We start from the raw sequence: 19,220 nt of genomic DNA on the forward strand, positions 1-19,220 counted from the left end.
CCTTAGGGCTTTATTTACTTTCTTTACCAACGTGGAGAATTGCAAGGAACGCTTCCTGAGGCAGCTCAACGTTACCCACCTGCTTCATTCGTTTCTTACCGTCTTTCTGCTTCTGTAACAGCTTTTTCTTACGGCTCACGTCACCGCCGTAGCATTTCGCCAGGACGTTTTTACGCAGCTGCTTGACGGTAGAACGGGCAATAATGTGGTTACCAATCGCCGCCTGAATTGCAATATCAAACTGCTGACGCGGGATCAGCTCACGCATTTTTTCAACCAGGTCACGACCGCGGTACTGCGCGTTGTCACGGTGAGTGATCAGCGCCAGCGCATCAACGCGTTCGGCGTTGATCAGCACATCCACGCGCACCATGTCGGAAGCCTGGAAACGCTTGAAGTTATAGTCCAGCGAGGCATAACCTCTGGAGGTAGATTTCAGACGATCAAAGAAGTCCAGCACCACTTCCGCCATTGGGATTTCGTAGGTCAACGCAACCTGGTTACCGTGGTAAACCATGTTGGTCTGCACGCCGCGCTTCTCAATACACAGAGTGATGACGTTGCCGAGGAACTCCTGCGGCATCAGCATGTGACACTCGGCAATGGGCTCGCGCAGCTCTTCGATGTTGTTCAGCGGCGGCAGCTTGGCCGGGCTGTCCACGTAGACGGTTTCGCCTGCGGTGGTCACCACTTCGTACACTACCGTTGGTGCCGTGGTGATCAGGTCCAGATCGTATTCACGCTCCAGACGTTCCTGAATGATCTCCATGTGCAGCAGCCCCAGGAAGCCACAGCGGAAGCCGAAGCCCAGCGCCGTTGAGCTCTCTGGTTCGTAGAACAGGGAAGCATCGTTCAGGCTGAGTTTGCCCAGCGCATCACGGAAGGATTCATAATCGTCTGAGCTGATCGGGAACAGTCCGGCGTAAACCTGCGGCTTCACTTTTTTGAAGCCCGGCAGCGCTTTCTCCGCCGGATTACGCGACAGCGTCAGCGTATCCCCAACCGGCGCGCCAAGAATGTCTTTAATCGCACAAACCAGCCAGCCTACTTCGCCACAGTGCAGCGCATCGCGATCGACGCGCTTAGGGGTGAAGATGCCAAGGCGATCGGCGTTATATACCTGGCCGGTACTCATCACCTTAATTTTTTCACCTTTGCGCAGCGTGCCGTTCTTAACGCGGATCAGCGAGACCACACCCAGGTAGTTATCAAACCAGGAATCGATAATCAGCGCCTGTAGCGGGCCTTCAGGATCGCCTTCCGGCGGCGGAATATCACGCACTAAACGTTCGAGAACGTCCGGTACGCCCACGCCGGTTTTTGCCGAGCAGCGCACCGCATCCGTAGCATCAATACCAACAATGTCTTCGATTTCCTGAGCAACCCGATCCGGGTCCGCCGCAGGCAGATCGATCTTATTCAGCACCGGTACCACTTCCAGATCCATTTCCATTGCGGTATAGCAGTTAGCCAGCGTCTGGGCTTCAACGCCCTGCCCGGCATCCACCACCAGCAATGCACCTTCACAGGCCGCCAGCGAGCGCGAAACTTCATAGGAGAAGTCTACGTGTCCTGGGGTGTCGATAAAATTGAGCTGGTAAGTTTCACCGTCCGGCGCGTGGTAAGCGAGGGTTACGCTTTGCGCCTTGATGGTAATGCCACGCTCGCGTTCCAGATCCATCGAATCCAGAACCTGCGCAGCCATTTCACGTTCGGTCAGGCCACCACAAATTTGAATCAAACGGTCAGAGAGCGTTGATTTGCCGTGATCGATATGCGCGATGACAGAAAAGTTTCTTATATGCTTCATTTATATGAATATTTTCGCTTAAACGTTCGGTTTAATTCTCGCGGTGGACACAGCTATCAACACTTCCTGCAATGTACCCGCCATCAATGAGCACGCATCTTACACTGTTAGCCCCCGCCACGAAAGAATTCACATAGCTGGTCGGTCATCAAATTCGCAAAGGATTATGTCATTTCGCCTGCGGATCTGACTGTAGCCCCGCCGGTAAAATGCGCTGGTTGCAAGAGAGATGATAAAAAGGCCGCTCTGGCGGCCTGATTGAGGAATTCAGCGAGATAGCGCGCTGGCTCAAACGTCGGTTTCAACGCGCAGCGCATCGGCTGGCAGAGCGACGCTGAGAATAACCGGCTGGAAAGTGGCCGATTTGCCGAGCCAGCTGGAGAGCCCTCTGGCCACGATAAAGCCGCCCATACCGCCAAGCAGCGCGCCGCAGGCAGCGGCAAGATCGCTGTGGAACAGCGCCTGAAACAGGCCAGCGACAATGAATAAGCCAACCAGCGGCGTCATGTACACCAGCAGCGCAGAGCTGAGGAGGCTTTTTTCAGCAATTCCCAGCTCAATGCGCTGGCCGGCTTCCAGCGGCGTTACGCTCGCCACTTTCATCACATGCGCATTTTTCGGCCCAAGCTTATTCAGCATATGGCTGCCGCACCCCTTGCGCGCCGAACAACTGCTACAGGAGGTTTTCATTTCGGAATGCAGCGTCGCCACGCCGTTCTGCCACGACACTACCGTGGCCCACTCTCGCATCATGGTGTCGTCCCTAAAGTGATCGCGTCTGCTATACGCTTGGCGGTTGAGGGAGGCACTTCGCCAACCACGGTGATTTCTGTGTTGTTATGCACCACAGTCTGCACCGTACGACGCCCATTGCGCAAGAGCTGCGGAGTGCTGTTTTTATCCGCTGCGCTGACGTTGATCGAGAAGCTGAACAGACCGTCAGAATAGAGTCGGGACTCCACCGGCTTATTCAGCGATGGGATCTGGCGACGGCTCTGGGTCACTTCCTTCATCCCGTCGGGCAGCCAGCCAGCCTTCCAGTTCAAGGTGACATTTTCAACCGGTGGTATGGAGAGTGACGTTGGTAAGGTGGCTTTTTCAAGCCCTCTCATCATGGCGTTAACGCCCTCGTCTACCGCAAAGCTGACCACACGGTACTGCTCCAGCGTTTCACCATCGCGGTCCAGCAAATCGATCCGCAGCGGCAGCTTGGTGTCGTTGTCCAGCCAGACGATGTAGCTGTAGCGCGTCCCATCCCGCGCGACGATGCGAATGACTTCACAGATTTGATCGGCAACGCGCGTCCGCCCTACCGGAACAAAATCATAGTCATCGGCGAGCTGACGGAAATTGGCGTAAACCAGCGGGGGAAGCGAATCGACAATATGGTCGCTGGTGAGGGTAAACGGTTCCAGCCCAGGTTCGAAGTAGCTGACTTCGCTCCCTCGCTGAATGATCTCACGGCGCGGGCCATCCATCTGCAGCAGCTGCGCATAGACTTTGTTATCGAGCACGGCGTGACGGTAGCGTAGAGATTCAATCCCTAAACGCGAAACGTTGATATAGGCGAGTTCATAACTGAGAGACTGGCTGGCCTGCTCCATCTGTTGCAACAACGCCCCGGAGGTGGTTGATTCCGCCGGGGCGACACTGGAGTACATCAGGCTGCCAGCCATAAGGCTGACGGCACACCAAAGTTGCTTCATTACTGCTGCTGAATTCCTAACGACTGATTACCCGGAACCTGAACAGCGGCCTGCTGATCGGGTGCCTGCTCAAACTGGAGCTGGTTTGAATGGAGACGTCGCTGCAGCTCGTAGTCCTGCAGCATCGCGTTAACGCGACGACGCGAATCCTGAACCTGCTGGGTCGCATTCGAATTAACGCTGGTGCTATCGGCTGAAGGTACGCCCAGGCTCACGGGAGACGCCTGTCCCATCATCGGCAGCGTGTTAAACACCGGCGAGTCGGACTGGCTCTGACCGCTCTGCGGCTGGTTGTAATGCTGCACGCCGACAATCACCGCCAGAGAGACGCAGGCCGCAACGCCAACCTGAGTGATCTGTGCCGCCCACGGACGCACTTTGTGCCAGAACGGCATATTTTCATAGCGCTCTGGTTTCGGCTGCGATTCAGGGATCAGCTGCGTAGTTCTGTTAACCGGCTCCAGTTCGATGGCGGCTGCAACGCGTGCGGCAATATCGAAATGCATAACCTGACCGACATCGCCCCGCAGGGTATCGCGAATCAGGTGATAGCTTTCCCAATTCTTTTGCAGCGTAGCGTCTTTAGACAATGCGGATAAAACTTCATTATCTAAAGTCTCACCATCCATTAAAGCGGAAAGTTGTTCTTTCTGCATGCCTCAGTACCCTTCCTGTATACGCCATTGCTAGCGTTGGATAAGCGGTTGAATTTTATTATCAATAGCTTCTCGAGCGCGGAAAATACGGGAACGTACCGTACCCACCGGGCAATCCATGATGGCGGCTATCTCTTCGTAGCTCAAGCCATCTATCTCCCTTAAGGTGATCGCCATGCGGAGATCTTCAGGGAGCGTCTCAATGGTATGAAAAACTATCTGTTTCAATTCTTCAGACAACATTAAGTTCTCAGGGTTCGAAATTTCTTTCAATGCGCCTGCACTTTCGAAGTTTTCTGCGTCGATCGCGTCCACATCGCTGGCGGGAGGACGACGCCCCTGAGCAACAAGGTAATTTTTGGCCGTGTTCACGGCGATCCTGTAGAGCCAGGTATAAAAGGCGCTGTCGCCGCGGAAAGATTCCAGCGCGCGATAGGCTTTGATAAATGACTCCTGCACTACATCAGGCACATCTCCAGAGGGCACATAGCGGGACACCAGACTCGCCACTTTATGCTGGTAGCGAACCACCAGTAAATTGAACGACTTCTGATCTCCTTTTTGTACTCGCTCAACGAGAACCTGATCCGTTAACTGCTCGCTCATCCGAGGTAAAGTCTCCCCAAATCTTTTTCCACGCGTTTATGAACTACCCGCAATAACTCATTTTTTTTGAGCAAGCATCCGCTTTGAGTGGTCATCATGAGTAAAGTTCCATTGCGCCATTATATTTGTGATGTCCTGTCGGGAAAGGATAAACCAGCGATCATTTTTATGATTTCTGACTGATTTAAGCAGCCACTGCCCCTTTGCTCTTCTGCCCGTAGACAAAAGAGTCCCGACAACGCCGCAGAGTACCCCATGAAGCCTGCTATTTCATCCTAAAATCACCGGAATTCCAGACTATTCGCAATATTAAATCTTATTCAACATAAATAGATGCAGTTTGACGCCATCCTTACATTATCAAAACACAGGCCAGCTCACACTTTCCCGGTTGACAAACAAAAAGACTTTTTTCAGGCCGAAATTGGGTGCTATGCTCAGCAAACCACCTGTTTAGTAAATTAAACATCATGACAACTTCCTCTGACTACAGCTGTGACGTGCTGATCGTCGGCAGCGGCGCCGCTGGCTTGACGCTGGCGCTGCGGCTGGCTGAAAAACACCGGGTCACCGTCCTGAGTAAAGGACCGGTAAGCGAAGGCTCAACTTTCTACGCGCAGGGCGGGATTGCCGCCGTATTCGATGAAACTGACAGCATTGAATCCCATGTTGAAGACACGCTGATTGCCGGCGGCGGGCTGTGCGATCGGCAGGCGGTTTCGTTTATCGCCAGCAATGCGCGCCACTGCGTCCAGTGGCTGATCGATAACGGCATGTTGTTTGATAAGGAAAACCCGGACAACGCCGATGAGCGTTATCACCTGACCCGTGAAGGCGGTCACAGCCACCGCAGAATTTTACACAGCGCCGACGCCACCGGCCGCGCCGTAGAAAACACGCTGGTCAGCCAGGCGCTGAGCCATCCCAACATTCATATTATCGAACGCAGTAACGCGGTTGATTTAATAGTCTCGGATAAAATCGGCCTGCCGGGCGAGCGCCGCGTAGTGGGTGCCTATATCTGGAATCGCAAACGGGAAAAAGTTGAAACCTGCCGGGCTCGCTCCGTGGTGCTGGCTACCGGCGGCGCGGCAAAGGTTTATCAGTACACCACTAACCCGGACGTGGCCTCTGGCGACGGCATTGCGATGGCCTGGCGCGCAGGCTGCCGGGTTGCCAACCTGGAGTTTAATCAGTTCCATCCCACCTGCCTGTTCCACCCGGATGCCCGCAACTTCCTGCTGACGGAAGCGCTGCGTGGTGAAGGCGCGGTACTTAAGCGACCTGACGGCAGCCGCTTTATGCCTGACTTTGACCAGCGCGCTGAGTTAGCCCCGCGCGATATCGTAGCGCGCGCTATCGACCATGAGATGAAACGACTTGGCGCGGACTGCATGTATCTGGATATCAGCCATAAACCGGCCGGGTTTATTCGCGCGCACTTCCCAACGATCGATGAAAAGTTAACTACGCTCGGCTTCGATCTGACTAAAGAGCCGATCCCTATCGTCCCTGCCGCGCACTATACCTGCGGCGGCGTGGTCGTCGACCAGCACGGACGCACGGATATTGCCGGGCTGTATGCCATTGGCGAAGTCAGCTACACCGGCCTGCATGGCGCTAACCGCCTGGCCTCAAACTCCCTGCTGGAGTGCCTGGTGTACGGTTGGTCTGCGGCGGAAGACATTAACCTTCATCTGCGCGAAGCTTCCCTGCCGGAGAAGCTGCCGCAGTGGGATGAAAGCCGCGTCGATGATTCCGACGAACGGGTAGTGATCCAGCATAACTGGCACGAGCTGCGCCTGCTGATGTGGGACTACGTGGGAATTGTGCGCACGACTAAGCGTCTTGAGCGAGCGCTGCGCCGCATCAACATGCTGCAACAGGAGATTGATGAGTATTACGCCAACTTCCGCATTTCTAATAATCTGCTGGAACTGCGTAACCTGGTGCAGGTCGCCGAGCTGATCGTCCGCTGTGCGATGGCGCGTAAAGAGAGCCGGGGCCTGCACTTCACGCTCGACTATCCGCAGCTGCTCGACGAGGCAAAACCGACCTTTCTGTCGCCTTAATCAGCGGAACAGATAGAAGTCACGAGTCAGACTGCAATGCGCTTCCGAGTAGTTGTGGTCCGGCCCGCGAATGGTCATCCGGTCAATAAACAGTTCCCCCGGCTTGGGTGACAGAGCCAGCAAAACCCGGTTTGGCGGCCGCATCTCGGTGTCGGAGATATCCGTGCGGCAGTGCAGATGCCATCCGCGCTGCCGGGCAAATTCCACCAGCTTATCCCCCGCCGCCGCAGGCAGCACCAGGCAGAAAAAACCGTCTTCCGTAATCAACGCTTCCGCACAGGCCAGCAGCACATCGTGCGTCAAATCCGTGGTATAACGGGCTGCAGCACGCTCAGGGCTGGCACAGTCAACGCCGGGAACAAAATAGGGTGGATTACTGACGATCAGCGAATAGCGCTGTTCGGCATTTTTTGACCAGTGGCGGATATCGTCCTGCCAGATGTGAATACGCTCCGCCCAGGGCGACGCCGCCGCGTTTTCCCGCGCCTGTCCGGCGGCCTGCTCGTCCAGCTCAACGGCATCGATCGCCACATCCTGCCCGGTCCGCTGCGCTAACATTAGCGCGATCAGCCCGCTGCCAGTGCCAATATCCAGCACCCGTTGCGCCCCGGCAACCGGTGCCCAGGCACCCAGCAAAACGCCATCGGTTCCCACCTTCATCGCACAGCGATCGTGAGCGACGAAAAATTGTTTGAAGGTAAACCCATTGGCGCGCAGAACGGTTTTCTGTTGAGACATTTGACTGACCTGAAGTGATAACGGCGCTAGCATAGGACAATAAACCCGTAAGGAAAAGTCATTCAGACCACACAAACAGATGAAGATCGCGTTCAATCTGTCTATAATCAGCGCCCCAAACTGAGGTAGACCATGACTGTAACCACTTTTTCCGAACTCGAACTTGATGAAAGCCTGCTGAGAGCTTTGCAGGAAAAGGGCTTCACTCGCCCTACGGCTATCCAGGCCGCTGCGATCCCGCCTGCACTGGAGGGTCGTGACGTTCTGGGTTCGGCACCAACCGGTACAGGCAAAACGGCGGCTTATCTGCTGCCGGTGCTTCAGCATCTTCTTGATTTCCCTCGTAAGAAATCCGGCCCGCCGCGTATTCTGATCGTCACCCCCACACGCGAACTGGCGATGCAGGTTGCTGACCAGGCGCGTGATTTGGCGAAACACACCCATCTGGATATCGCGACCATAACCGGCGGCGTCGCGTTTATGAACCACGCGGAAGTGTTCAGCGAAAACCAGGACGTGGTGGTCGCCACCACCGGCCGCCTGCTGCAATACATCAAAGAAGAGAATTTTGACTGCCGTGCGGTAGAAACGCTGATCCTGGATGAAGCGGATCGAATGCTGGACATGGGTTTTGCTCAGGATATCGAAACCATCGCGGCCGAGACGCGCTGGCGCAAACAGACGCTGCTGTTCTCCGCCACGCTGGAAGGGGATGCTATTAAAGACTTCTCCGAGCGTCTGCTGAACGACCCCGAAGAAATCGAAGCTGATCCGGCGCGGCGCGAGCGCAAGAAAATCCTCCAGTGGTACTACCGCGCAGATGACATTAAGCATAAAACCGCGCTGCTGATCCACTTGCTGAAGCAGCCTGAGGTCACCCGTTCAGTGGTATTTGTACGCAAGCGCGAGCGTGTGCACGAGCTGTGCGGCTGGCTGCGTGAAGCGGGTATCAATACCAGCTATCTGGAAGGCGAACTGGAGCAATTTAAGCGTAACGAAGCGATTAAACGCGTAGTCGATGGCCGGGTGAACGTACTGGTTGCTACCGATGTGGCGGCGCGCGGTATTGATATCGATGATGTCAGCCACGTATTCAACTTCGATATGCCGCTAACTTCGGATACCTATCTGCACCGTATCGGGCGTACAGGTCGCGCTGGCAAAAAAGGCATCGCCATTTCTCTGGTTGAAGCGCACGACAATCTGCTGCTGGGCAAAGTTACCCGCTACATCAAAGAGCCGCTGAAATCGCGAACCATTGATGAGCTGCGCCCGACAACCCGTCCGCCAAGCGAAAAGCTAAATGGCAAACCGTCGAAGAAAGTGCTGGCCAAACGCAAAGAGAAAAAAGAGAACGAACAGAAAGAGGCGAAGCCGCGCGTGAAAGAGCGCCACCGCAATACCAAAAACATTGGTAAGCGCCGTAAGCCAACGGCCGCTAAAACGGACAGTGCTGAATAATTACACCGCACAACAAAAAACCGCCCTCGTCAGGCGGTTTTTTTATGGCTTTCATTCAGTGAAATGCGCTGTCTGCGTGATGTTAATCCTGAGACGGAGCATTTACCGGGAGACGACAAGCATAGCCACAAGAGCGGTGCCATTTCCTGCTTATTTTTCAATGCGTTGAAAAAATTAAGCGCTGATGTTTTTTTCAACACGCGCCATGTTTCCCCAACATAAAGCGCGTGTTTTTAACCGTGTTGTTACAGACTTTCGGTAAATGTACGGGCAATCACGTCACGCTGCTGCTCAGGCGTCAGCGAATTGAAACGCACGGCGTAGCCTGAAACACGAATGGTTAGCTGCGGATATTTTTCAGGGTGTTCAACCGCATCCTGTAGGGTTTCGCGTCTCAGGACGTTAACGTTCAGATGCTGTCCACCTTCCACGCGCACTTCAGGCTTCACTTCCAGCGGAATTTCACGGTATTCGATCTGGCCCAGATCGCTGACTGGCACAACCTGATCCGCGTTGTAACCCTCTTTTGCGCAGACGCAGCGCGCCTCAGCTTTTACATCATCCAGCAGCCAGAATGAGTTCAGCAGACCGGCATTGGATGCTTTAGTAATTTGAATTCCGGTAATCATGATTTTGCCTCCCAGGCAGTTCGGTGCTGATTGCATCAGCGATTGAGAAAGGGTGGGATTTTTTTGATCCTATTCAATCTGTATATCAGCCTCACACCGCCGCTTCCTTGACCAAAATCAATTTACGCTAAACCGCCAAAAGGTACATTCAGACAACCTGATGATTTATATCAATTTTCCCTCAGCCGGGGTTTAATATTTTTTTGTAAAATATCAACTTTTTTTTAAGTTTTACCGGCTACGGATCCACGCTAAGCTAGATGGCTGAAAATCAAAAGGAGGCCAAGATGGTCAATACGCTGACCTGGCACGACGTGCTGGCAGAGGAAAAAGAGAAGCCCTATTTCATTGAAACGTTGACTAAAGTTGCCAACGAGCGCGCGGCAGGGAAAACCGTGTATCCGCCGCAGAAGGACGTTTTCAATGCCTTTCGCCTGACGGAGCTGGGGCAGATCAAAGTGGTTATCCTCGGCCAGGACCCTTATCACGGTCCTCATCAGGCTCACGGTCTGGCCTTCTCCGTGCTGCCCGGCGTTGCCGTGCCGCCTTCATTAATGAATATGTATAAAGAACTGGAGACGGATATCCCCGGCTTCAGGCGCCCGCAGCATGGCTTTCTTGAAAGCTGGGCGAAGCAGGGCGTGATGCTGCTGAACACGGTATTGACCGTTGAAGGCGGCAATGCGCATTCGCACGCAAAGTTTGGCTGGGAGACCTTTACGGATAACGTTATCAGCGCCATCAATGAACATCGCGAAGGCGTGGTATTTCTTCTGTGGGGATCGCACGCGCAGAAAAAAGGCAGCATTATCGACCGCAAACGTCATCACGTATTGCTGGCGCCTCACCCTTCCCCGCTCTCTGCTCATCGCGGTTTCTTTGGCAGCGGTCATTTTTCCCGTACCAACGAGTGGCTTGCGCAGCGAGGCGAATCGCCCATCGACTGGCAGCCGGTTTTACCGGAATAAGCGCACAAAAAAAGCACCCGAAGGTGCTTTTTTTTACCAGCTGGCCGCTTACGCTTTAGCTTTCGCGACCGCAACCATTGCCGGGCGAAGCAGACGGCCGTTCAGCGTATAGCCACGCTGCATTACCATCATCACATGGTTAGGCGCCACGTCATCAGATTCCATCATCGACATCGCCTGATGCAGCTCCGGGTTGAAAGGCACGTTGACTTCGCCAATCACTTCCACGCCGAATTTACGCACCGCGCCGAGCAGAGATTTCAGCGTCAGCTCAATCCCTTCAACCATTGAAGTCAGCTCGGGATTGGACTTGTCGGCCATTTCCAGCGCGCGCTCCAGGCTATCAATCACTGGCAGCAGCTCGTTGGTGAATTTTTCCAGCGCAAATTTATGCGCTTTTTCCACGTCCAGTTCAGCACGGCGACGAATATTTTCGACTTCCGCCTGGGCACGGATTTGGGCCTCGCGCACGCCCCCCTGAGACTGCGCCAGCTGGACTTCCAGTTCGGCAATGCGCTCATCACGCAGATCCACCGCTTCGGCTGTCTCTGCGTCCTGGTTCTGCGCCTGCTCCATCTCAATTTCGTCTGAGACTTGCTCGTTTGGGGTGTTCTGTTCTTTACTACTCATGAATTTCTCCGCGTTTATGCACATTCATCTCGCTGGTTCGCTTATTATGGGGATCAGAATTGCGGTTTCAAGGGAACCCGTTACATTGTCAGAGGTAGTTTACCTCATGAGGAACGCCAGCATCATGAACAAACATTTCAACTGCATCGGTATTGTGGGTCAACCGCGCCATCCTACCGCACTGACGACGCACGAGATGCTCTACCGCTGGCTGACGACAAAAGGCTACGAGGTCATTATCGAGCAGCAGATTGCCCGCGAGCTGAATCTGTCGGACGTGGAGACCGGCACGCTGGCCGAAATAGGTCAGCGGGCTGACCTGGCCGTGGTGGTGGGCGGCGATGGCAATATGCTCGGGGCGGCACGCGTGCTGGCGCGCTACGATATTAAAGTTATTGGCATTAACCGCGGCAACCTTGGCTTTCTGACCGACCTCGACCCGGACAACGCGCAGCAGCAGTTGGCTGACGTGCTGGAGGGGAAATACATTACCGAAAGCCGCTTCCTGCTGGAGGCTCAGGTATGCCGCCAGGGACGCGAACCCCGCGTTGGCACCGCCATCAACGAAGTGGTGCTGCATCCGGGTAAAGTTGCCCACATGATTGAGTTCGAAGTCTATATTGATGAGTCGTTCGCCTTCTCACAGCGTTCCGACGGCCTGATTATCTCCACGCCGACCGGATCTACGGCCTATTCGCTCTCCGCGGGCGGTCCCATTTTAACACCCTCTCTGGATGCTATCGCGATTGTGCCGATGTTTCCGCATACGCTCTCCGCACGCCCGCTGGTGATCAACAGTAGCAGCACTATTCGCCTGCGTTTTTCCCACATGCGCAGCGACCTTGAAGTGAGCTGCGACAGCCAGATTGCGCTGCCCATTCAGGAAGGGGAAGACGTACTGATTCGCCGCAATGACGATCACCTCAACCTGATTCACCCGCAGAACTACAATTATTTCAATACGTTAAGCTCGAAGCTCGGCTGGTCAAAAAAATTGTTTTAAAAACCAGCGCCAGCCGCTTTACTGGTTATAAAACCAGTATATACTGTATGAAAAACCACATCTGTGTTTTCATACAGGAACGCTAACTATGCTGGCACAACTGACCATCAGTAATTTTGCGATTGTTCGTGAACTTGAAATCGATTTTCAGCGCGGCATGACCGCCATCACCGGAGAAACCGGCGCTGGGAAATCTATTGCTATTGATGCGCTTGGCTTGTGCCTGGGCGGTCGGGCGGAAGCGGATATGGTTCGTTTGGGCGCCTCCCGCGCCGATATCTGCGCGCGCTTCTCTCTGAAGGACACGCCTTCGGCGCTGGCGTGGCTGCTCGATAATCAGCTGGATGAAGGCAATGAGTGCCTGCTGCGCCGCGTGATCAGCAGCGATGGCCGCTCACGCGGCTTTATCAATGGCACGGCGGTTCCCCTCTCTCAGCTTCGCGACCTCGGCCAGCTGCTGATCCAAATTCACGGCCAGCACGCCCACCAGCTTCTTCTTAAACCAGAACATCAGAAAGCGCTGCTCGACGGCTATGCCGGGGAAACGGGCCTGATGCAGGACATGGCGGCCAGCTACCGCGCGTGGCACCAGAGCTGCCGTGAGCTTGCGCTGCATCAGCAGCTCTCACAGGAGCGCGAATCGCGCCGCGAGCTGCTGCAATACCAGTTGAAGGAACTGAACGAGTTTGCGCCCGTGGCTGGCGAGTACGAAGCCATCGATGAAGAGTACAAGCTTCTGGCTAACAGCGGACAGCTACTCTCCACCGGGCAGCAGGCGCTGATGCTGCTGGCCGACGGCGAGAGCAACACCTTGCAGCATCAGCTTTATACCGCGCAACAGCTGCTCGGCGAGCTGCTGACCATGGATGACAAGCTGAGCGGCATCGCGACGCTGCTTGAGGAAGCCTCGATCCAGCTCAGCGAGGCCAGCGACGAACTGCGCCACTACTGTGAACGGCTGGAGCTGGACCCTAACCGTCTGCACGAGCTGGAGCAGCGCCTGTCGCGGCAGATTGCCCTGGCGCGCAAGCATCATATTTCTCCTGAGGAGCTGCCGGCGTTTCATCAGCAGCTGCTGGAGGAGCAGAACCTGCTGAATCAGCAGGAGAGCGATCAGGAGGGGCTGGCGCTGTCCGTGGCCCGCCATCATCGCACAGCGATGGAGTGCGCCGGGCAGCTGCATCAGCGCCGTCTGCACTTCGCAGAAGAGCTCAGCAGGCTGATTGGCGAGAGTATGCACGCCCTCTCAATGCCGCATGGTCGACTGGGTATTGAGGTGCAGTTTAATGCCGAACATCTCACCGCCGAAGGTGCCGACCGCATCGACTTCCGCGTTACCACTAACCCAGGGCAGCCCTTGCAGCCGCTCTCGAAAGTGGCGTCGGGCGGCGAACTTTCGCGTATTGCGCTGGCTATTCAGGTGATTACCGCGCGTAAAATGGATACGCCAGCGCTGATTTTCGATGAGGTTGATGTCGGTATCAGCGGGCCAACGGCGGCCGTCGTCGGCCAGATGCTTCGTCAGTTAGGCGAATCGACTCAGGTTATGTGCGTAACCCACCTGCCGCAGGTGGCTGGCTGTGGTCACCAGCATTTCTTCGTCAGCAAAGAGACCGATGGCGAGATGACTGAAACCCATATGCGGCCGCTCGATAAGAAGGCGCGCCTACAGGAACTGGCCCGTCTGCTGGGCGGTAGCGAGGTCACCCGCAACACGCTGGCAAACGCAAAGGAGCTTTTAGCTGCCTGATTGCCGCACTTTTTTGGCCTGCTGTGGTCATATCCTTGCTTCGTAGAGGTTTCAAACTGCGGAAAGGTTTATTATCATCGTCTTCTTACGCTGTCATCGTAGCGAATGTTCGATGCAGCCAGATTGTTGGCCCGAAAAGGAATAAAGATACTTATGCGCTGTAAAACGCTGACTGCTGCTGCGGTGGTTCTTCTGATGATGACCGCTGGATGTTCCACTCTGGAGCGAGTGGTTTACCGGCCAGATATCAACCAGGGCAACTACCTGGTTGCGAATGACGTTTCCAAAATTCATACCGGCATGACGCAACAGCAGGTGGCATACACCCTGGGCACGCCGATGATGCGCGACCCGTTTGGTAGCAACGTCTGGTATTACGTGTTCCGTCAGGAACCAGGCCATGAGCCGGTATCCCAGCAAACGCTGACGCTGACCTTCGACAGCAGCGGTACGCTGACCAATATTGATAACAAGCCTGCCCTCACCGGTAAGAAAAGCGGTTAATCGCAGGCTGGCTGATGAAATAGTAAGGCGCTGACGCGCCTTATTTTTTTGCTGCGCGCTCGGCGCGCTGACGGCGGAGTTCTTTTGGATCGGCCAGCAGCGGACGATAAATCTCGACACGGTCGCCGCTGTGCACTTCATCGGCGAGTTTTACCGGACGGCTGAAGACGCCGATCTTATTGCTGGCGAGATCGATATCGCTTCTGAGCTCCAGCAACCCGGAGGCTTTAATCGCCGCTTCAACCGTGCTGCCCTCTTCTACGTTGACCGTATAGAGGTACTGCTTGTCTGGCAATGCGTAGACCACTTCAACTACGATATCAGGCACTGTAAACCTCTTTCGCGCGTTTGGTAAACGCCTGAACCATGCTGCTGGCAAGTTCTTTAAAGATGCGGCCAAAGGCCATTTCCACCAGCATGTTGGTGAATTCAAACTCCAGATTCAGCTCAACCTTGCAGGCGTCTTCGCTCAGCGAAATAAAATTCCAGCCGCCGGTCAGCTTGCGAAAAGGCCCATCTACCAGCTGCATATGAATGCTCTGGTTGTCAGTCAGCGTATTGCGCGTGACGAACGTTTTACTGATACCGGCCTTGGAAACATCGACCGATGCCGTCATCTGTTGTTCGCTGGCATCAAGAATACGGCTGCCGGTACACCCTGGTAGAAATTCTGGATAGGCATCCACATCGTTAACCAGCCGGAACATCTGCTCAGCGCTGTAGGGCACTAGCGCGGAGCGACTAATCTGAGACATAACGTTTCCTGTTAATCTTCAACTTTCCAATAATACCATCGCCGGCAGGCAAACAAAAATTCTCAGCCGCCAGCCTTCTGCTAAACTAGCGCTTTTCCCCGTCTCGTTTGTTACAGGGGATGCCTTCAATCACTGCTTCATGTAAACTAAGTGGCACTATGACTAAGAAAAAAGCACATAAACCCGGTTCCGCCACCATTGCCATGAACAAGCGGGCCCGCCATGAATACTTCATTGAGGAAGAGTTCGAAGCGGGTCTGTCGCTCCAGGGATGGGAAGTCAAATCGCTCCGCGCCGGTAAGGCCAACATCAGCGAAAGCTATATTATGCTGCGTGATGGCGAAGCCTTTCTGTTTGGCGCCACCTTCCAGGCGCTGATTGGCGCATCCACACATGTGGTCTGCGACCCGACTCGCACCCGCAAGCTGCTGCTGAAAGAGCGCGAGCTGGCGACGCTGTTTGCCAAAGCCAATCGTGATGGTTACACCGTCGTGGCATTGTCTCTATACTGGAAAAATGCCTGGGCCAAGCTGAAAATCGGCATTGCCAAAGGTAAGAAAGAACACGATAAGCGTGATGACATTAAAGATCGCGAGTGGAAGACCGACAAAGCACGTATTATGAAACACGCCAATCGCTAAGCCTCTGGCGTAGCGACAGGTTTTTCTGCTATACTGCTTCACAGTACTTGGGGCTGATTCTGGATTCGACAGGATTTGCGAAGCCCTAGGAGCATGCCGAGGGGCGGTTTGCCTCGTTAAAAGCCGCAAAAAAATAGTTGCAAACGACGAAAACTACGCACTAGCAGCTTAATAACCTGCTCAGAGCCCTCTCTCCCTAGCCTCCGCTCTTAGGACGGGGATCAAGAGAGGTCAAACCTAAAAGAGATCGTGTGGATGTCCTGCCTGGGGCTGAAGCATTAAATCCAATCAGGCTAGTTTGTCAGTGGCGTGTCCGTTCGCAGCTGACCGGCGAATGTAAAGACTGGACTAAGCATGTAGTGCCGAAGGTGTAGTAATTCTGGACGCGGGTTCAACTCCCGCCAGCTCCACCAAAATTCTCCATCGGTGATTACCAGAGTCATCCGATGAAGTCCTGAGAGCCCGCACGGCGCAAGCCCTGCGGGCTTTTTTGTGTCTGTAACCTTCCGAGACGATCCGCCTGAATCCAGAGATAATTGGTACACGAATTGGTACACGTTATAATGTGTACCAAAAACGTGTACCAATTATGGACGGAAACCAGTCATGGCGCGGATGACACGCCCACTCACCAATAACGAAATCCTCAAAGCTAAGCCTCAAGAGAAAGACTTCACACTGCATGATGGTGACGGCCTTTTCCTGCTCGTCAAAACATCAGGTAAAAAGCTGTGGCGTTTTCGCTACCAGCGGCCAGATAGCAGCAGTCGCACGAATCTCAGTCTAGGCTCTTACCCTGCCCTAACGCTCGCTGTGGCACGCCAAATGCGTGACCAATATCTGACGCAGCTTGCACAAGGGATCGACCCGCAGAAGCAGCAAGAGGAAGTTTCTGAGCAACGCCAAATCGAACTGGACAGCATTTTTTCGGTTGTGGCCGGGAGGTGGTTCCTGCTTAAAAGCAAAAGCGTCACTGAGGATTACGCGAAGGATATTTGGCGATCGCTGGAGAAGGATGTCTTTCCTGCTATCGGTGTGATTCCTGTTCAGGCACTCAAGGCCAGAACGATCGTTGAAGCACTGGAGCCAATAAAAGCTCGCGGGGCGCTTGAGACAGTTCGCCGCTTAGTGCAGCGCATTAATGAGATTATGATTTACGCGGTAAATACCGGTTTGATTGATGCAAACCCAGCTTCTGGTGTCGGGATGGCTTTCGAAAAGCCAGAAAAACAAAATATGCCCACGCTCCGACCGGAGGAATTGCCAAAACTAATGCGCTCATTGGTAATGTCTAATCTGTCAGTTCCGACTCGCTGTCTAATTGAATGGCAGCTACTGACTTTAGTCCGTCCTTCGGAAGCTTCTGGTGCTCAATGGGCTGAGGTCGATTTCGATGCGAAATTATGGATAATCCCAGCAGAGCGGATGAAAGCTAAGCGAGAACACATCGTTCCTTTATCACCTCAGGCAATAGAAATTCTGGATGTGATGAAACCTATCAGTGCTCATCGTGAAAATATTTTCCCTAGTAGGAATGACCCAAAACAACCTATGAACAGCCAAACTGCAAATGCTGCCTTAAAGCGGATTGGCTATGGCGGTAAATTAGTTGCCCACGGCTTACGTTCAATAGCCAGCACAGCAATGAATGAAGCCGGATTTAACGCAGATGTAATTGAAGCAGCCTTAGCTCATAGCGATAAAAATGAAGTAAGACGTGCTTACAATCGTTCTACATACTTATTAAAAAGAAAAGAGTTAATGGAATGGTGGGGAGAGAGTATTCATGAATGTAGCATCGTTAAAAATCATGGTAATCATTAATCATGCAAAATACAATTAATGACATTGAGATAGCATTAGAGGATGGAATACTTGGCTTCAATAATATTATTGAGGTAACAGAAGTGTTCTCATTATCGCCCGATAAAAAGATTAGTAATATTCTAACGCTAATGGTGGCTGAGAATATTAAAAATCCGGTCGCCACTGAGGAAAGTTTTTTAACAAAAAAATTGTTTTCTATAAGCCGTCTTAAGGGCTGGAAATTTGGTATTAAGAGATATTATATTGAAATTGATAAAATCGGACAAAGATTAGAGGATTTAACTCAAGTTGGAGTATGGGATGAAAAGCAAAAAGACATTATAAACCTAAAAAGAATTGATAAATATTTTGTTTCTCCTGATTCATATGAGACAGTGCCAATAAACAACTTATTGAAGAATAACTTCAATAATGGAAGTTATGTTTTTGAATGGTTCGACTTTGATAAAGAAAACCACCAAGAATTGTTATCATCTCCGCAAGCCCTACAAAGGCTATCTGAAAGTATACATGAGGTTCTACCAATATCGATTTCAAGTGTTTCAGACAGAATAGGTAACTTTTTACTGCAAATACCTAGCACTATTTTAATGGCCTATTTTGGGTTAGAAAAAAATAATGAGATATTCTCATTAACTTGCAACATAGCTTGGCATGAAAATGCTCGAAAAAGAGACTTGATAATAAACTGTCACTTAAGTGAAACTGATAACATCTGCGAAGGCTACTATACTAAAATTCTAAAACGAGATGAACCTAACATTTCTTTGCCAATTGCAAATAAACGTGCTCATATCGGCACTGTTTGGGATCCTGAAAATAATTTCATACTAGCTAGAACCAGACCATCGGCTTTTATATCTCCTGATGCAAGAATAACCACTACAGTATCTACATTTGAGGAAAGGGTATTAACGCACAATGGAACATCTAAAGTAATAAGTGTATTGAAGCCAGATAGTTATGTAAAAAAAACCGAGCAAAAAAAAATAATAACTAACTGGACCAAAAAAAGAATCTATGACAGTAGTAGTGCCGAGTTAAAGGAAAATCGTAATTTCGTTCAATACAACTCAAAAGGAATTAATAAAAATCAATCAAAGAGTGAAGCTCTTAAAGATTTGGTTTATTTAATCAATAAATATGGTCAGCATGCGGTCTGGTTATGGGATCCTTATTTAAGCTTTCAAGATATATTTGACACATTATTGCTCAATACACACTCAAATTCAATTATGAAAGCAATCAGTTCATTAGATGTACCACCAGATTCGGATCAAACCTCATCATGCGAAATTTATGAATCAAAAGCACTTCAAACCATAAGTGAATATAAAGAAAGCTTTACAGCCTTACCCGTTGAGACAATTAAGACTTTGAATTTAGAGTTTAGATGCAAGACAGGAAATAACGGATGGGGTTTTCATGACCGGTTTATTATTTTCCGAGCCTGTACATAGATTT

Annotated in this window: 19 protein-coding genes and 1 other RNA gene; 10 read left to right on the forward strand and 10 right to left on the reverse strand. The window is 52.4% G+C overall.

Features of this window, described 5'->3' with window-relative positions; translation table 11 throughout:
• Positions 1-10 precede the first annotated feature (10 nt).
• The 5 genes from lepA to rpoE form a co-directional block, all read right to left on the reverse strand.
• Entirely contained in the window at positions 11-1,810 is a 1,800-nt protein-coding gene (lepA, locus tag NG99_RS14175) for a translation elongation factor 4 (RefSeq protein ID WP_034893998.1), read from the reverse strand.
• A gap of 288 nt (positions 1,811-2,098) precedes the next feature.
• On the reverse strand, positions 2,099-2,563 hold the full coding sequence (rseC, locus tag NG99_RS14180) for a SoxR-reducing system protein RseC (RefSeq protein WP_034894000.1): 465 nt from the start codon (positions 2,561-2,563) through the stop codon (positions 2,099-2,101).
• On the reverse strand, positions 2,560-3,516 hold the full coding sequence (rseB, locus tag NG99_RS14185; protein WP_034894002.1) for a sigma-E factor regulatory protein RseB: 957 nt from the start codon (positions 3,514-3,516) through the stop codon (positions 2,560-2,562). The genes rseC and rseB overlap by 4 nt, the downstream gene beginning before the upstream one ends.
• Entirely contained in the window at positions 3,516-4,172 is a 657-nt protein-coding gene (gene rseA, locus NG99_RS14190; RefSeq protein ID WP_034894005.1) for an anti-sigma-E factor RseA, read from the reverse strand. The genes rseB and rseA overlap by 1 nt, the downstream gene beginning before the upstream one ends.
• 30 nt (positions 4,173-4,202) lie before the next feature.
• A complete protein-coding gene (gene rpoE, locus NG99_RS14195) occupies positions 4,203-4,778 on the reverse strand; it encodes an RNA polymerase sigma factor RpoE (RefSeq protein WP_034894009.1) in 576 nt (191 codons plus the stop codon).
• Positions 4,779-5,248: 470 nt separating this feature from the next.
• Between rpoE and nadB the strand changes: the two genes are divergently transcribed.
• Positions 5,249-6,850, forward strand: coding sequence for an L-aspartate oxidase (gene nadB / locus NG99_RS14200; RefSeq protein ID WP_034894011.1), 1,602 nt, complete (start codon positions 5,249-5,251; stop codon positions 6,848-6,850).
• Here the strand turns inward: nadB and trmN are convergent, their stop codons facing one another.
• A complete protein-coding gene (trmN, locus tag NG99_RS14205; protein ID WP_034894015.1) occupies positions 6,851-7,588 on the reverse strand; it encodes a tRNA(1)(Val) (adenine(37)-N(6))-methyltransferase TrmN in 738 nt (245 codons plus the stop codon).
• Positions 7,589-7,720: 132 nt separating this feature from the next.
• Between trmN and srmB the strand changes: the two genes are divergently transcribed.
• Complete coding sequence (gene srmB, locus NG99_RS14210; RefSeq protein ID WP_034894018.1) at positions 7,721-9,049, forward strand: ATP-dependent RNA helicase SrmB; 1,329 nt, start codon at positions 7,721-7,723, stop codon at positions 9,047-9,049.
• Positions 9,050-9,294: 245 nt separating this feature from the next.
• Here the strand turns inward: srmB and grcA are convergent, their stop codons facing one another.
• Complete coding sequence (gene grcA, locus NG99_RS14215) at positions 9,295-9,678, reverse strand: autonomous glycyl radical cofactor GrcA (protein WP_034894021.1); 384 nt, start codon at positions 9,676-9,678, stop codon at positions 9,295-9,297.
• Between the two features lie 287 nt (positions 9,679-9,965).
• Between grcA and ung the strand changes: the two genes are divergently transcribed.
• Positions 9,966-10,646 (forward strand): uracil-DNA glycosylase, encoded by a 681-nt coding sequence (gene ung / locus NG99_RS14220; RefSeq protein WP_034894024.1) that lies wholly within the window; start codon positions 9,966-9,968, stop codon positions 10,644-10,646.
• A 48-nt stretch (positions 10,647-10,694) separates the two neighbouring features.
• Here the strand turns inward: ung and grpE are convergent, their stop codons facing one another.
• Entirely contained in the window at positions 10,695-11,276 is a 582-nt protein-coding gene (gene grpE / locus NG99_RS14225; RefSeq protein ID WP_034894028.1) for a nucleotide exchange factor GrpE, read from the reverse strand.
• Between the two features lie 124 nt (positions 11,277-11,400).
• Here grpE and nadK point away from each other — a divergent pair, with 124 nt between their 5' ends.
• The 3 genes from nadK (at position 11,401) to bamE (ending at position 14,533) form a co-directional block, all read left to right on the forward strand.
• Positions 11,401-12,279 (forward strand): NAD(+) kinase, encoded by an 879-nt coding sequence (gene nadK, locus NG99_RS14230; RefSeq protein WP_034894100.1) that lies wholly within the window; start codon positions 11,401-11,403, stop codon positions 12,277-12,279.
• An 88-nt stretch (positions 12,280-12,367) separates the two neighbouring features.
• A complete protein-coding gene (gene recN / locus NG99_RS14235; RefSeq protein WP_034894031.1) occupies positions 12,368-14,029 on the forward strand; it encodes a DNA repair protein RecN in 1,662 nt (553 codons plus the stop codon).
• 153 nt (positions 14,030-14,182) lie between these two features.
• Positions 14,183-14,533: an outer membrane protein assembly factor BamE gene (gene bamE, locus NG99_RS14240; protein WP_034894034.1), complete on the forward strand. Its 351-nt coding sequence runs from the start codon at positions 14,183-14,185 to the stop codon at positions 14,531-14,533.
• 40 nt (positions 14,534-14,573) lie between these two features.
• On the opposite strand, the gene NG99_RS14245 is transcribed toward bamE, so the two are convergent.
• Complete coding sequence (locus tag NG99_RS14245; protein WP_034894037.1) at positions 14,574-14,861, reverse strand: RnfH family protein; 288 nt, start codon at positions 14,859-14,861, stop codon at positions 14,574-14,576.
• Complete coding sequence (locus tag NG99_RS14250; protein WP_034894040.1) at positions 14,854-15,288, reverse strand: type II toxin-antitoxin system RatA family toxin; 435 nt, start codon at positions 15,286-15,288, stop codon at positions 14,854-14,856. Before NG99_RS14250 ends, NG99_RS14245 begins: the two co-directional genes overlap by 8 nt.
• Positions 15,289-15,446: 158 nt before the next feature.
• Between NG99_RS14250 and smpB the strand changes: the two genes are divergently transcribed.
• From smpB to NG99_RS14265, 4 genes are all read left to right on the forward strand, one after another.
• Positions 15,447-15,929 (forward strand): SsrA-binding protein SmpB, encoded by a 483-nt coding sequence (gene smpB, locus NG99_RS14255; protein ID WP_034894043.1) that lies wholly within the window; start codon positions 15,447-15,449, stop codon positions 15,927-15,929.
• Between the two features lie 49 nt (positions 15,930-15,978).
• Positions 15,979-16,342: a transfer-messenger RNA gene (gene ssrA / locus NG99_RS28290) on the forward strand.
• A gap of 193 nt (positions 16,343-16,535) precedes the next feature.
• Positions 16,536-17,753, forward strand: coding sequence for an integrase domain-containing protein (locus NG99_RS14260; RefSeq protein WP_034894046.1), 1,218 nt, complete (start codon positions 16,536-16,538; stop codon positions 17,751-17,753).
• A gap of 2 nt (positions 17,754-17,755) precedes the next feature.
• Positions 17,756-19,216, forward strand: coding sequence for a VPA1262 family N-terminal domain-containing protein (locus NG99_RS14265; protein WP_034894050.1), 1,461 nt, complete (start codon positions 17,756-17,758; stop codon positions 19,214-19,216).
• Positions 19,217-19,220 lie beyond the last annotated feature (4 nt).

The sequence above is a fragment of the Erwinia typographi genome (assembly GCF_000773975.1).
Taxonomy (GTDB): Bacteria; Pseudomonadota; Gammaproteobacteria; order Enterobacterales; family Enterobacteriaceae; genus Erwinia; species Erwinia typographi.